Annotated in this window: 15 protein-coding genes; 6 read left to right on the top strand and 9 right to left on the bottom strand. The window is 32.6% G+C overall.

The window, feature by feature from the left end; translation table 11 throughout:
- Positions 1-190: 190 nt before the first annotated feature.
- On the bottom strand, positions 191-460 hold the full coding sequence (gene rpsN, locus QQM35_RS07930) for a 30S ribosomal protein S14 (protein WP_251516742.1): 270 nt from the start codon (positions 458-460) through the stop codon (positions 191-193).
- Between the two features lie 331 nt (positions 461-791).
- Between rpsN and rpmG the strand changes: the two genes are divergently transcribed.
- Positions 792-941: a 50S ribosomal protein L33 gene (rpmG, locus tag QQM35_RS07925; RefSeq protein ID WP_251516740.1), complete on the top strand. Its 150-nt coding sequence runs from the start codon at positions 792-794 to the stop codon at positions 939-941.
- A 199-nt stretch (positions 942-1,140) separates the two neighbouring features.
- Here rpmG and QQM35_RS07920 read toward each other — a convergent pair whose 3' ends face one another.
- Positions 1,141-2,628: a catalase gene (locus tag QQM35_RS07920; RefSeq protein ID WP_251943007.1), complete on the bottom strand. Its 1,488-nt coding sequence runs from the start codon at positions 2,626-2,628 to the stop codon at positions 1,141-1,143.
- Positions 2,629-2,844: 216 nt separating this feature from the next.
- Here QQM35_RS07920 and QQM35_RS07915 point away from each other — a divergent pair, with 216 nt between their 5' ends.
- Both QQM35_RS07915 and QQM35_RS07910 read left to right on the top strand, forming a co-directional pair.
- Positions 2,845-4,293 (top strand): amino acid permease, encoded by a 1,449-nt coding sequence (locus QQM35_RS07915; protein WP_251516736.1) that lies wholly within the window; start codon positions 2,845-2,847, stop codon positions 4,291-4,293.
- 351 nt (positions 4,294-4,644) lie between these two features.
- Positions 4,645-4,959 carry a hypothetical protein gene (locus QQM35_RS07910; RefSeq protein WP_251516734.1) on the top strand — a complete coding sequence of 105 codons (315 nt, stop codon included), beginning with the start codon at positions 4,645-4,647 and terminating at the stop codon, positions 4,957-4,959.
- 65 nt (positions 4,960-5,024) lie between these two features.
- Here QQM35_RS07910 and QQM35_RS07905 read toward each other — a convergent pair whose 3' ends face one another.
- The 4 genes from QQM35_RS07905 to QQM35_RS07890 are packed head-to-tail and all read right to left on the bottom strand — an operon-like array spanning position 5,025 to position 9,144.
- Positions 5,025-5,828: a Cof-type HAD-IIB family hydrolase gene (locus tag QQM35_RS07905; protein WP_251516731.1), complete on the bottom strand. Its 804-nt coding sequence runs from the start codon at positions 5,826-5,828 to the stop codon at positions 5,025-5,027.
- Between the two features lie 45 nt (positions 5,829-5,873).
- Positions 5,874-6,794, bottom strand: coding sequence for a homoserine kinase (gene thrB, locus QQM35_RS07900; RefSeq protein WP_251943011.1), 921 nt, complete (start codon positions 6,792-6,794; stop codon positions 5,874-5,876).
- 2 nt (positions 6,795-6,796) lie between these two features.
- Positions 6,797-7,858, bottom strand: coding sequence for a threonine synthase (gene thrC, locus QQM35_RS07895; protein WP_251943013.1), 1,062 nt, complete (start codon positions 7,856-7,858; stop codon positions 6,797-6,799).
- 5 nt (positions 7,859-7,863) lie between these two features.
- Positions 7,864-9,144: a homoserine dehydrogenase gene (locus tag QQM35_RS07890; RefSeq protein ID WP_251516725.1), complete on the bottom strand. Its 1,281-nt coding sequence runs from the start codon at positions 9,142-9,144 to the stop codon at positions 7,864-7,866.
- Positions 9,145-9,331: 187 nt separating this feature from the next.
- Here QQM35_RS07890 and QQM35_RS07885 point away from each other — a divergent pair, with 187 nt between their 5' ends.
- A complete protein-coding gene (locus QQM35_RS07885) occupies positions 9,332-10,699 on the top strand; it encodes an aspartate kinase (protein ID WP_251516722.1) in 1,368 nt (455 codons plus the stop codon).
- Positions 10,700-10,761: 62 nt separating this feature from the next.
- Here the strand turns inward: QQM35_RS07885 and QQM35_RS07880 are convergent, their stop codons facing one another.
- A complete protein-coding gene (locus QQM35_RS07880) occupies positions 10,762-11,355 on the bottom strand; it encodes a hypothetical protein (RefSeq protein WP_251516719.1) in 594 nt (197 codons plus the stop codon).
- Between the two features lie 102 nt (positions 11,356-11,457).
- A complete protein-coding gene (locus QQM35_RS07875) occupies positions 11,458-11,916 on the bottom strand; it encodes a hypothetical protein (protein WP_251516692.1) in 459 nt (152 codons plus the stop codon).
- 296 nt (positions 11,917-12,212) lie between these two features.
- Here QQM35_RS07875 and QQM35_RS07870 point away from each other — a divergent pair, with 296 nt between their 5' ends.
- Entirely contained in the window at positions 12,213-13,073 is an 861-nt protein-coding gene (locus QQM35_RS07870) for a hypothetical protein (protein WP_342610310.1), read from the top strand.
- Between the two features lie 148 nt (positions 13,074-13,221).
- Here QQM35_RS07870 and nucI read toward each other — a convergent pair whose 3' ends face one another.
- A complete protein-coding gene (nucI, locus tag QQM35_RS07865) occupies positions 13,222-13,752 on the bottom strand; it encodes a thermonuclease NucI (RefSeq protein WP_251516671.1) in 531 nt (176 codons plus the stop codon).
- Positions 13,753-13,920: 168 nt separating this feature from the next.
- Here nucI and QQM35_RS07860 point away from each other — a divergent pair, with 168 nt between their 5' ends.
- A complete protein-coding gene (locus QQM35_RS07860; protein ID WP_251516668.1) occupies positions 13,921-14,106 on the top strand; it encodes a LapA family protein in 186 nt (61 codons plus the stop codon).
- Positions 14,107-14,175 lie beyond the last annotated feature (69 nt).

Genomic DNA, 14,175 nt, shown 5'->3' with positions numbered 1-14,175 from the left:
TAGATAATATACATTGTTTTTGAACAAATGTAAATGGACTAAGGTTGTATCATCGTAACAATATATTATGAAAACAAAATTAATGATTTCATCTTGTTACATTCTATTTTTTTATGACTCATGGGGTTATACAAATAAAAAGGGCTGTGTCATTATTTCGAGTCACAGCCTTTACTATAAAATCATAAATTTACCAGCTTGATTTCTTAACGCCAGGAATTTGACCTTTGTGTGCATAATCTCTTAAAGCAATTCTTGACATGCCAAATTTACGATAAACACCTCTTGGTCGACCAGTAACTTGGCAACGTCTTGTTAAACGTGTCGGTGATGAATCTCTTGGTAGCTTTCTTAAAGCTTCATAGTCACCTTTTGCCTTTAGTTCTTTTCTTAATTCATAATATTGTTCAACCAAAGCTTGGCGTTTTTGTTCTTTAGCTATTTTTGATTTTTTAGCCATTCCATAAAACCTCCTCTATTAAATCGTAATGATTACGTTTTATTATAGTAACACACATTTTTATATAGTCAAATAGCACATTGAAATATTTTTCTTATGTATTTCTTTGATTGCTATATATGACTATGCAACTTTGAGCAAATATAACTTGTTTCTACTATTGTAATGTCTAAAATTTCAAATTAATTACACATCTACCTATAAACCTTTTATTCATTGTTAAAAGTTTAAAGCTATTATTTATAAAATGTAAAAATGGAGTTGATTCCCTTGTCACTATATGCTAAAATTTTAAAACGTAATCATTCCTGTTAAGAAAGAGGTGTAAACATTGCGCGTAAATATCACATTAGCATGTACAGAATGTGGAGATCGTAATTATATTTCTACTAAAAATAAAAGAAATAATCCTGAGCGTATTGAACTTAAAAAATACTGCCCTAGATTAAATAAATATACATTACATCGTGAAACGAAATAATCTCCTCCAAATAATAACTTTTAAAATGCGACATGTTTTAAAATTAAATTTTAATAAAGACCGACTACGAACGCATTACAATTGCAAACACTCGTAGCCGGTCTTTTTATTTTACTCTGGTGTAATAACTAAAATGTAATTAAGGATAAAGTGTATTCAACGTTAGAAACGTACTAACGTAATAGGTAAATCGCTTCGCTTAATCAGGTAGGTTTAAATCCACATTACTAATATCAATACCTAAAGCATTAGCAACACCTTTACCGTAATCTGGATCTGCTTTAAAACAATGTCGAATATGACGATGTTGAACTTCTAAAGTTGTACCTTGCATTTCATCAGCTGTATTTTTAAAGATACGTTCTTGTTGTTCTTTCGATTGTATACGGAACAGTCGTCCAGGTTGTTCGAAGTAGTTGTCATCATCTTCACGATAATTATGTTCATATACATCGCCTTCTACTTGTAAAGAAGGTTTCTTATATTGTGGTTGATCTTCAAAGGCACCAGTACTATTTGGATAGTAATGTGTGCTGCCACCTTGATTATCATCTAAAATTCTCATTTGTCCATCTCTACTAAATGGACAGATATTTTCTACGCCGACCCCTTTAGGTTGGTTAACAGGTATTTGCCAATGATTAACACCTAGTCTATAACGTTGGGCATCCCCATATGAGAATATTCTACCTTGCAACATTTTATCTGGTGAAAAATCAATACCAGGCACAATATTTGTTGGTGCAAATGCCGCTTGCTCTACATCTTGGAAATAGTTGTTTGGGTTACGATTAAGTTCAAATTCTCCAACTTCTATTAATGGATAATCTCCTTTGTACCATACCTTAGTTAAATCAAAAGGATTATCTTTATGATTTCTTGCCTGTTCCTCAGTCATAACCTGGATATACATTTTCCATTTAGGAAAATCACCACGTTCAATTGCTTCAAATAAATCACGTTGAGAAGACTCTCTATCATTCGCAATGACTTGAGCCGCTTCATCTTGTGATAAATTTTCTATACCTTGTTGTGTTCTAAAATGAAACTTCACCCAAACACGTTCACCTTGTTCGTTATACATAGAATATGTGTGTGAACCAAAACCATGCATATTTCTAAACCCTTTAGGTATACCGCGGTCAGACATTAATATAGTCACTTGATGCAATGCTTCTGGAAGTGACGTCCAAAAATCCCAATTATTTTGTGCACTGCGCATATTTGTTCTTGGGTCGCGTTTAACTGCATGGTTTAAACTAGCAAATAGTTTTGGATCTCTGAAGAAGAATACCGGAGTATTATTTCCAACTAGATCCCAGTTCCCTTCATCAGTGTAGAATTTTAAAGCAAAACCACGAATATCTCGCTCTGCATCAGCAGCGCCTCTTTCGCCAGCTACAGTTGAAAAACGTGCGAACATTTCAGTCTGTTTTCCAACTTTTGAAAAGATACTAGCTGATGTATATTGCGTGATATCATTTGTCACTGTGAATGTACCGAATGCACCTGAACCTTTCGCATGCATTCTTCTTTCTGGTATGACTTCCCGATCAAAATGAGCCATTTGCTCTAAGAAATACCAATCTTGCATTACAAGTGGACCTCTAGGCCCAGCAGTCATACTATTTTCTCTATCTGAAACTGGAGCTCCGAATAAACTAGTTAAATGTCTTCTATTACTCATATAGGTTCCTCCTCAGTTGTCCTCAACTATAATTATTATAATCTAGCTTAATAGTAATCTATCGCCTCCTTAAAATCAACAAAATAAACTAGAATGATTATAAATTTCTGAATATTCTAATTTTAATTCCTAGTTCATTAAAAAAGCATTGCCATAAGGTAGTAAAAGCATTAAAATGTAACTTATATAAATTTTAAGAATATAGGAGACGTATACATGACAGAAAATAAAAATAACATGAAACGTGGTCTCAGTTCTCGTCATATTTCGATGATTGCTATAGGAGGTGCCATTGGTACAGGTTTATTTGTAGCAACAGGAAGTGTTATTGCTCAAGCAGGACCTGGTGGCGCAATACTGGCTTATTTAATTATCGGTGTGATGTTGTATTTCCTTATGTCTTCGATTGGAGAGCTGGCAACCTTTTACCCTGTATCGGGTTCGTTCAGCTCATACTCCACTCGATTCGTAGACAGTTCCCTAGGATTTACAATGGGCTGGTTATACTGGTTGATGTGGTTACTTGTTTCAAGTGTCGATATTATCATTGCAGCAAACGTATTAAATTATTGGGACGTATTTCACTTTTTTAATCCAGTAATTTGGAGCATAATCTTTTTAGTTTTATTATTTTTACTCAATATCTTTTCAGTTAAAGCTTTCGGCGAAACTGAATTTTGGTTATCTTTAATTAAAGTAGTAACAATTTTAATATTTATCGTCGTCGGTATTTTAACAATTGTAGGTATTTTAGGCGGAAAAACTTATGGAACACATAATTTCATAACGGGGGAAGCTCCTTTTGTTGGAGGATTTTCAGGATTTTTAGCTGTGTTACTTATTGCTGGTTTTTCTGTCGGTGGTACAGAAGTTGTGGCAGTCACAGCTGGGGAATCATCAAATCCAAATAAGTCTATGCCAAAAGCAATTAAACAAGTATTCTGGAGAATATTGTTATTCTACGTCCTTTCTATCGCAGTGATTTCGGCAATTATCCCTTATAATGATTCATTATTATTAAATAAACATGAATCAGTTACACAAAGCCCGTTTACAATTGTTTTTGATCGTATCGGTATTGCATTTGCTGCCTCTGTGATAAATGCTGTTATATTGACCTCACTATTATCAGCTGCTAATTCAGGAATCTATACGACAAGTCGACTGTTATTCTCATTAGCTGAAGATAGCCAGGCACCTAAAGTCTTCGGCAAACTGCAAAAAACAACGAAATTACCTATACTATCTATTTGCATGAGTTTTTTAGTGATCTTTACAGTTATTATAATCGCGCAATTTAAGTCAGATATTGTCTTTTCGTTATTAAACATTATTGGATCGCTAGTCATCGTGGTTTGGGGATCAAGTATTTTAGCTCAAATCAGATTACGTCGAGCAATTAAAAAGCAACACAAAAACCCAGATGATGTTTTACCTTATAAAGCACCATTTTACCCATTGGGTCCAATTATTGTTATTGTTGCTATACTTATCTTATTTGTAGGTAACTCAGTCGGAGCAATGATTTCAGGTGACTATATGGCAGTATTACGTAATGTTTTACCGATAATAATTTTAATGCTCGTTTATTTATCGCATAAATTTATCAAAAAAACTAAAGTTGTGAAACTCAACGACATTAATTTAGAGCAACATAAATATTAATCAATATTGCATTGAAATAGACAAACTTAAATTGTCTGTTTCAATGCATTTTATTTTTTGGGAGTGGGACAGAAATCGAATTTTCTAATAAAAATTTCGTAGTCCCATCCAGGCAAGGATGACTAGGATTGGATAAGCTTGATATAAGCGCATTTTTATTTCAATCATCTTCTGACTCATTGACAAAGAAGCTGAGACAACTATTTTTGTCCCAACCTCTTAGTTGAAGTCCCTTTATATATTGCGATTAATTATTTTTCACGATGTGCAAAGTATGATTAATTATTTTTCACGATGTGCAAAGTATAGTATAATAATGTGCAAGAGCAACATATTTTAGAGGTGGAAATTATGATTGGGCAAACAAATTTATTTGATGATGTATTAGAAACTGAAGAACGTTTCGTTATAGTCGTACAATCACTAGAAGAAAAAAATAATCGCCTTATTAAACGTACATTAAGAGAATACAGTGGTTTAGATCATTCCCAAATGGAAAGTCTATTTGAACATTTAAAAGATTTATTTTTAGAAGAAGAGTTCGAAGAAAACCAATCAGCATTTTCAATTACGATTTATACTAATTTAGATTATGCAGCAGATCATGTGTATGCACTTGTTAAACGTCACCGAGGTAAAAATGAATGGACACATACAGCTAAATAACATTATATGTACATAGAAAATCCCATCAGTTATATAACTGATGGGATTTTTTTATTTATTTTAAATTATAAAATTTGTTTAAGTGCATATGGGATACCATCTTCATCATTACTTAAAGTAACGGAATCTGCTACTGATTTTATTTCATCGTTTGCGTTAGCCATTGCGATACCTTTTCCTACTTCTTGTAGCATTGATAAATCATTGGAACTGTCTCCAAACGCTATCACTTGTTTGATATCGATATCTAACTGTTCACACAAACTTGAAACTGTATTTGCTTTAGAAACATCTTTAGCCATAAATTCTAAAAAGATTGGCTTACTTGTAGTTACATCTACCTTATCATTAAATTGGTTACCTAATTCATCGAGTAATTCTTTAATATGTGATTCGTAATCTACGCCCATCACTTTAGGTACATCAGTTTGAATATACTCTTTTATATCGTCAACTTGTTTCATAGGTAAACCAGTGAGTTCAGATTCTTTGTTCATATATTCATGTTCACCATCATAGACAATATAACCATCATAATAAGTAAGCGTAAATAATTCATGTTCTCGACAATAATCTATAATATTATCAAATTGCTCTTTCGGTATAGTTCGACTCGTTTCTACCTTTCCATCTTGTACGCGAGATGTTTTACCTCCGTTATAACTAATAATATAACTGTTAAATTCATCTAATTTTAGTGATTGAGCTGTAGGTAGCATGCCTTCTGTAGGACGACCTGAAGCAAGAATCACGTGATAACCTTGTTGTTGAATTTGAATAAGATAATCAGCTGTATCTTTACTTACCTTGTTATCGGAAGTTAATAAAGTGTCATCCATGTCTAACACAATGTATTGATATTGATTCATGTGGTCAAACTCCTTTCAACGCCTTGTATTATAAAGTATCACACTTTAATCGCGTTGGTAAAGTATCTTTGATTTCACACCTGTTACATTAATTGTTACTAATTCAGAGCTACAGTCATTAAATTCACGTTTTAAAGTTCTTACAAGTTCACCGCTTTTTTCTGGTGCAATTAATGTCAAGATTGTTGGTCCAGCACCGCTTATAACCGTGGCGTATGCTTGAAATGACTTAGCCATAGCTTTAACTTGTTGGAATTGAGGTATAAGGTGTTGACGATATGGCTCATGAAAACCATCTTGTTCCATCATTTTACCTGCAAGTGAATAATTATGTTGAATTAATGCACTAATCATTGTATTACTGATTGCACTGTATTGTACTGCCTTTTTATGTGAAAAATTCGAAGGTAAAGCTTCACGTGACGCTTCCGTCTTTAACTCATATGAAGGTATTGTCAAGATACAATCTACTTGTGGGATATCGATGTATGAAACGTCAGTGACATTTGTTTCAGGATTATAATATCCAAGCACTAGTCCCCCATAAATGGTTGGTGCTACATTGTCAGGATGACCTTCAAATTCTGTGGCAAGTTGTAATAATTCATATTTAGACAATTCTATATCACCAAAATAATTAGCGATATAGAGAGCGCCCACTAATGCTGATGCTGATGAACCCAAACCTCTAGCTAATGGTATTTCGCTTCTCATTTCTATATTTAAACCAGGCAATTGAACATCAAATTTCTTCGCAACTTTTTGTGCTATTTGATAAATGTAATGTGTCGTATCGGTAGGCAAACCTTCCAAGTTAGGACCGATATGATGAAACTGCCATTCATTTGTATCATTTGTGGTAACGTCTAAAAATAAAAATTTATTCAAAGCCATACCTATTGAATCAAAACCAACACCTAAATTAGCTGTTGATGCAGGTATTTTCAAATGAAGCACATCTTTCATAATTAAAGTTTCTCCTTAATATACTTTAAAATACTTTGTTTGTCGTTGGCTAATGGTTGGATAGGATTGTCTAACAATGAAATTGCTGTGTCTGGATCTTTTAAACCGTTACCCGTTAATACTGCAACAATTTTTTTACCTTTAGGTAATTTACCCGCACGATGTAATTTAATTAAGCCTGCAATAGAAGCATTACTTGCTGGTTCACTAAACACGCCATCATTACGGGCCATCATTTGATAAGCCTCTAAAATTTCATCATCTGTAACACTATCAATATAACCATCAGATTCAGCAAGTGTATGTTTGGCTTTATCCCAACTTGCTGGATTACCAATACGAATCGCAGTCGCAACTGTATCGGGATTAGTAACTACTCTATCTTGAACAATTGGTGATGCACCTTCAGCCTGGAATCCATACATATTTGGCAATTGCGTGCCATGACTATCATGGTATTCTTTAAAGCCTTTCCAATAAGCAGAAATATTGCCCGCATTACCTACAGGAATTGCTAAAATATCTGGCGCCTCTCCACCAAGTTGTTCGATAACTTCGAAGGCACCTGTTTTCTGGCCTTCAATTCTGTATGGATTGACTGAGTTCACTAGTGCTATTTCACCATTTTGAGCTACTTCCTTCACAATTTCTAAAGCTTCATCAAAGTTACCATCTATAGACACAATTTCCGCGCCATACATTACGGCTTGAGATAATTTACCGAGAGCAATTTTGCCTTCTGGAATAACAACAATGGCTTTTAACCCTGCACGTGCAGCATAAGCAGCTGCAGATGCAGAAGTATTACCAGTTGAAGCGCAAATGACTACTTTTTTGCCTTCTTCCTTTGCTTTAGCCATTGCCATAACCATTCCTCTATCTTTAAATGAACCAGTTGGGTTTGCACCTTCATATTTAACATGAAGTTCAATACCTAAATATTCTGACATTTTTTCGCAATAAATCAGTGGCGTTTGCCCTTCTTGCAATGTTAATTTAGGTGTATTTTCATTTACTGGTAAATGTGACTCGAATTCGCTGATTAAACCTTGCCATTGTTTCATATTTATTAAACCCCTTCAACTGGATAAATTTTTTGTACTTCAAAACCAGAATCATTTAGTGTTGATGCTTGTAATTCATCTATATCTTCTACGATAACTGCTACAGTATACGTATCTCGACCACTTAATTGCAGTGATTTATGAAGTGGAAGCTTGGATTTTAATTCGTCTTCTAAATTATTCAAATCTTGATCTTTAGTATTAAGTACAACGTAGTAACTTAATTTTTCTTTGATTGCCACTTCACTTTCATCTTCCATCATTTCTTTTGTTTCATCAGTTTTTAATTCAAAATGTGGTGGTAGTGTATGCAAGTTTGATTCAAACTGAAGCGTTACATTCAATAAGTCACTTACAACAGCACTACCTGTTGCTAAACTACCTGCACCTTTACCATAAAACATCGTTTCTCCGACAGCATCACCAATAACATAAATGGCATTATACTCGTCTTCAACAGCAGCTAATTGATGTTGTTTACTAATTAATGTTGGTTCTACTGAGGCACTTACTTTGCCTTTTTCATACGTACCTTTACCAATTAATTTAATTTTATAGCCTAACTTATCTGCAACTTTGATATCTGATAATTCAATATCACGCATACCATGAAGTTCAACATCTGATAAATTAATAACTTGATTAAAAGTTAAATAAGAAGTGATAACAACCTTTCTAGCTGCATCAATACCTTCAACATCATCTGTTGGGTCAGCTTCAGCAAAACCTAATTCTTTTGCTTCAGAAAGTGCGTCTTCGAATGTTTTTTCATTTTTAGTCATTTGGCTCAATATAAAGTTAGAAGTACCGTTTAAAATACCCATAAATTTAGTAATATTGTTTGCATTCAAACCATTGTTGATCGCATTAACAATAGGTATTCCTCCTGCCACACTTGCTTCATATTTCAGTGCGACATCGTTTTCTTGTGCTAAATCTTCTAATACGTTTAAATGTACTGCTAATAAGTCTTTATTGGCAGTAATGACATGTTTCTTAGAATTAAGTGCACGTTTTAACCAATCTACAGTTGGTTCAATACCACCCATAACCTCAACGATAATATCAATCGTATCATCATTTAATATTTCATCTATATCTTCTGTTAAATGATACTTTGAGATATTAATTGGTCGTGATTTTGATTTGTTACGTACAAGAATGTGGCGAATATTAATATCTTTGTCCATCGTATCTTTAATTTGTTGTTTATTTTCTTCAATTATTTTAACCACACCAGAACCTACAGTTCCTAAGCCTAACAAGGCTACATTTAATTCTTTCATGTCATCATTCCTCCGATTGTTTTTCTTAAAAATACAATTGTACAGTTGAAATATACTAAGATATGGTATAGTATAAATTCATTCCTTCTTTTTGTAAAGGACGAAACAAAGCGTATTTATATATTATCATTCAGAAGATAAAAACTAAACTAAATTTTCAGATTTTTGTGAAAGGTTGTATGACACTATGAAAGTAGCGAAGTTCGGAGGAAGTTCTGTTTCCAATGCAGAACAAATCAAAAAGGTATTAGACATCGTAAATGCGGATAAAGATAGAAAGATTATTATTGTATCTGCACCAGGCAAACGACACAAAGAAGATGTAAAAACGACTGATTTATTGTTGCGTCTTTATGAAAAAGTCCTCGCAGGTATTGATTACACTGCAAAGAAACAAGAAATTATTCAAAGATATGCGGATATTATTAATGATTTAGAAATGTCAGACGATTTACTGGAGCAAATTGATGATACTTTAGAATCATTTATTAAACAGTTGAAAGATAAACCTGAACGTTTACAAGATGCATTGTTGTCTTGTGGTGAAAACTTTAATGCACAACTCATCGCAACCTACAATAATAGTCGTGGTATTCCAACACGTTACATTTCACCTGGTGATGCGGGTATTACTGTCACTGATTTACCACAAAACGCACAGGTCCTCGATCAATCCTATGAAGCTTTATACAAACTGCGTGATTATGATGAAAAGTTAATTATCCCTGGTTATTTTGGTATGTCACGTCAAAATTATGTAGTCACCTTCCCTAGAGGTGGGTCAGACATTACTGGCGCAATTGTTTCTCGTGGTGTTCGCGCTGATCTTTATGAAAACTTTACAGATGTTTCAGGTATTTTTAGAGCAAACCCTACTATCGTTCCAAATCCACTCTCTATAGATGAGATTACATATCGTGAAATGCGTGAATTATCATATGCTGGATTTGGCGTATTTCATGATGAGGCATTACAGCCACTTTATAAAGATAGAATTCCAGTTGTAATTAAAAACACGAATCGTCCAAATGATACAGGTACTTTTATTCGACATGATCGTGAAATAAATTCTAACAATGTCGTCAGTGGTATTAGCTGTGACAAAGGATTTACGGTATTAAGTATTAAAAAATATTTAATGAACAGACAAGTCGGTTTTACTCGAAAAGTATTAGGAATTCTTGAGGATTATAATATATCATTTGATCATATGCCATCTGGAATTGATAATATCAGTATTATCATGCGCTCAAAAGAGATAGAAAATGTTGAACAAAAAGTGTTAAATGATATCCGTCAAAGATGCGATGTCGATGAATTAAGTGTAGAGCACGATTTAGCTATTTTAATGATTGTTGGCGAAGGCATGCATCGCATAATTGGTACGGCTAATATGATTACGCACGCTTTAGCAGAATCAAAAATCAATTTAAGAATGATGAACCAAGGTGCATCAGAAATCTCAATGATGTTTGGAATTGACGTAGATGATGCTGATAAAGCCGTTAAAGCGACATACGAATATTGTTATAATGGCGAAGCACTACAAATATAAAAAAAATCCTTCAAATCTTAAATGCTATAACTAACGTTAACATCTTATGATTTGAAGGGTTTTTATATTACTCTTTTTTCAAAACGAACAGCTTGATTAATGCGATCGTCTCCTACAATTGTACGTAACGTCATAAATTGATAGTAACTTAGAGCATCTAACACCGATCTATAATTAGGTATTTTATGGTAGTTTGTAGGTTCTAATAGCTCATACATCAATACAATTTCAGGTTTGATATAATCTACATCCCATTTAATTGAGTGAAAATAAATGTGCTTTTCAGGGAGTCTAATATTATGATTCCATCTAAACATCCACATTTCATCTTCGACATCGTAAACGATGATGGTCATGATGAGATTATCTTCCTCGAAAATATTTGCGTGTTGAATAGTTGAGAAGTCGGCTTCATGAAAATTTGTTGTCGTGCAATGTTCATCTACTAATTCAATCTTAAGTGAGTCAGGAATATACTTTAAAATTTCACCTAAATACTTTCTTTCTGCACTGATATCTACACGACCTTCTATATTAAAACCATCAGTTAAAAATAATTGCTTAGCAATTTCACCGTGGTATTTAAATAGATTTCCAACTTTCTCATTTAAATTGGTAACTAATGATTTTATTGTACTCTCTTGGCGATTATCCACGTAAGACCTCCTTAGGAAGTAAGCGCTTCCATTAATATCTATTATATAATTTGTGCATGGATATTTCAATGTATTACTTTTACTTAAATGAAATGGTGCATATTAATACAGCTCTGATATCATATGGTATTCATTTGATGAGCTAACATTTACTTTTTCTGGATTGTTTATAACTACAAACTCAGTCGTCTGGTTAATTAATGCGCGTTGTATTGTCGCCACTTCTGGCATTGTATGTAATAGGTCGTTGCCATCTATGTATGGTATCACTGCAAAATAAAATTGGATCTGATATTTTTTATATGTATTGGTCTCATTAATTCCTGTGATAACGTGAAATGCATGATTAACTTTTCCATTTGGTAAAATGAGATTAAAATTTGTATACTTTGCTACATATTGAATAACATCGGTAGAAATACTAATAATTGATACTTTTTTATTTTCATTTTTTAATGTATCAATTATATAATAAGCCATTGGATCATTATCCAAAGCAATAATATCTCCTTTATTTATTTCTTTTATTAATTTGTTAAAATAATCCTTTTTAGAACTCATTTACTGTTCCTCCATATTTATCATGCATTTGAATCTCTTACTTTCTATTTTTACCATACTTTTAATGTAAATTATATATTAATATAGCTATTTATAAGTTTAATTTTTACAGAAACGTACAATAATTATAATGGGATGTGTTTTTGTCTAAAGGTATAAATATATTTTATTAGTTAGCACTTGATTAATTAATTACCCATCATTGATTACGTCTAATGATTAAGTAAAACTAATGAGAATTTTTTGATGCCTTTACGTATAAGTACACATATTATTAACGATGAGGATGATTTTTTATGGTATTAGTCAATTCATTAATAGTTGTCATAATTATTCTAATTGCGGCAATTTTCATTAACAAACATTTTTTACAACGACGTATTGATGCAGAAAATTACGCCAATAATCAAATGGTGGCTAGACTCAGTTCAATTAGAAGAGAAAACCTATCGCTTAAAAATCAGATGTTACATTTTGATGGGAATACAGATGTACATCATCATGGTTTACGCAAAGCAAAGCACGTATTAAACGATATCTTTTCTGAGTATAAAGATAATCATACGATTGAACACTTTGAAATTATAGGCACTGATAAACTTGCAGTAAAGCACCCTCTTTTTGAAAATATGAGACCTTTTGATTATGTTGTTATTTCTGACAAAGGTATTTTCAATATTGATGTGAAAAGTTGGAAACAGAAAACATTTTACCACTTTACAATTGATCCTAAAGCTGACCTACCACCAGAACGTATCGATTTAAATCAAAATGTTGGGCGTTACGTTGCTACACAATATCATAGTCAATTCCAATCATCACGCCCATCAACTTATACTTTCACCGAACAAATTAAGCAACATTCTGTTATTTATGATTTTTACGATTATGATCCTTATGAAACAGCAGCTGCTAAAACAAGAGAGCTTGAAAATAAACTCGATCAAAATTTATCATCTAAAATCAAGAGTGTCGGATTAGTTTACTTTACTGATGGTAGTGTAAATATTATTGAAGGACCTAAAGAAAAAGAAAACAATGCCGAAACAGTTTCTTCAAAATCATCATTAAGAAACGTAATTGGTGAAACAATTAATCAATCAAAAACAGGTCTATCTAATGAAGAATTTGATAATATCGTTGCACAGTTTCATTAAGTATAAGTGACTAATAAAAAACCCAATCTCATATAGTGAGGTTGGGTTTTTTATACGCACAAACTGAGGATACTGCATTATCGAATCAGTTGTCGTATACTATCTCTTCTTCATTTACACAAAAGCCTTTGTGAAAAATTGTTACTTATTATGAAGCCCAGATGTTAATATTTTTTTGTTGAGCATGGCGTTCTTCTTTTTCTAACAGACTTCTATATTTATTATTCGGCGCATAGTATTTTTCTCGAGCCAGTCCTTTTTCAATTAACTCTTGATTATACATGTTCTTTTTATCCATCCACACGTAAGCTAACGTTCGTCCATACTGGTCATGTTTCTCTTGATCATATTCTAAGTATACATTCTTGTTTGTTAGATGTGATTTACTATAATTAGACGCCTTCTTACCATATGGTTGAACAGCTGTATGTGGTTTCACTGTCTCAGGTGTATCAACTCCAATGAGTCTCACTTTAAGTTTATGATGTTGTTGGTCATGCGCTACAAAAGTATCACCATCTACCACTCTGTCCACATGAACGCGATCCATTGACTTTTTGTCTTTTGTGCCAGTATGATTTCCTTTAAATGGACCAGAATGGTTAATAATTTGGAAAAATAATACACCTACAATGATAATTAAACTAACAATTGCTATTATTTTTTTCGAATTTTTCATTTTTACTCCTCTTTAAAAAAACATTCCAAATTATCATAAATAAATCTTTTTTATACGTCAATAACTAATAACTTAACCAATCAACTTTCGATTAGTCTAAAATAGACTCGCTTTATTTCAATAATATCTTCATATATAATAGTTATGTTAGGAGTGAACGTGTTAATTATGAAAAATGAAAATTTAGTTTCTACTATTGCAATTATAGTTGCAATTATTATTGGAATCATATTACAAGTACAGTTTCAATTACCTTTATTAGTTTCTGCTGTTGTTGCAGTTTTCTTAGGGATTTTCGTCGGTTTTATAATAGTAATGGTGCAATCGATTATAAAAAAAAAGAACAATAAATAAAGTTACAGCGATGCCAGAAATCATTAAAAAATAATGGATTTCTGGCATCGCTCTTTTTATCTCTTTATT

It is taken from the genome of Staphylococcus hsinchuensis (assembly GCF_038789205.1).
GTDB lineage: Bacteria > Bacillota > Bacilli > Staphylococcales > Staphylococcaceae > Staphylococcus > Staphylococcus hsinchuensis.
The sequence above is the reverse complement of the archived record's forward strand: the minus strand, read 5'-3'. Positions and strand labels throughout refer to the sequence as shown.

Excerpts from the sequence above, each read along its gene's own strand:
- rpsN (WP_251516742.1), bottom strand. The coding sequence starts at position 460 with ATGGCTAAAAAATCAAAAATAGCTAAAGAACAAAAACGCCAAGCTTTG.
- QQM35_RS07920 (WP_251943007.1), bottom strand. The coding sequence starts at position 2,628 with ATGAGTAATAGAAGACATTTAACTAGTTTATTCGGAGCTCCAGTTTCA.
- QQM35_RS07915 (WP_251516736.1), top strand. The coding sequence starts at position 2,845 with ATGACAGAAAATAAAAATAACATGAAACGTGGTCTCAGTTCTCGTCAT.
- QQM35_RS07910 (WP_251516734.1), top strand. The coding sequence starts at position 4,645 with ATGATTGGGCAAACAAATTTATTTGATGATGTATTAGAAACTGAAGAA.
- QQM35_RS07905 (WP_251516731.1), bottom strand. The coding sequence starts at position 5,828 with ATGAATCAATATCAATACATTGTGTTAGACATGGATGACACTTTATTA.
- thrB (WP_251943011.1), bottom strand. The coding sequence starts at position 6,794 with ATGAAAGATGTGCTTCATTTGAAAATACCTGCATCAACAGCTAATTTA.
- thrC (WP_251943013.1), bottom strand. The coding sequence starts at position 7,858 with ATGAAACAATGGCAAGGTTTAATCAGCGAATTCGAGTCACATTTACCA.
- QQM35_RS07890 (WP_251516725.1), bottom strand. The coding sequence starts at position 9,144 with ATGAAAGAATTAAATGTAGCCTTGTTAGGCTTAGGAACTGTAGGTTCT.
- QQM35_RS07885 (WP_251516722.1), top strand. The coding sequence starts at position 9,332 with ATGAAAGTAGCGAAGTTCGGAGGAAGTTCTGTTTCCAATGCAGAACAA.
- QQM35_RS07875 (WP_251516692.1), bottom strand. The coding sequence starts at position 11,916 with ATGAGTTCTAAAAAGGATTATTTTAACAAATTAATAAAAGAAATAAAT.
- QQM35_RS07870 (WP_342610310.1), top strand. The coding sequence starts at position 12,213 with ATGGTATTAGTCAATTCATTAATAGTTGTCATAATTATTCTAATTGCG.
- nucI (WP_251516671.1), bottom strand. The coding sequence starts at position 13,752 with ATGAAAAATTCGAAAAAAATAATAGCAATTGTTAGTTTAATTATCATT.
- QQM35_RS07860 (WP_251516668.1), top strand. The coding sequence starts at position 13,921 with ATGAAAAATGAAAATTTAGTTTCTACTATTGCAATTATAGTTGCAATT.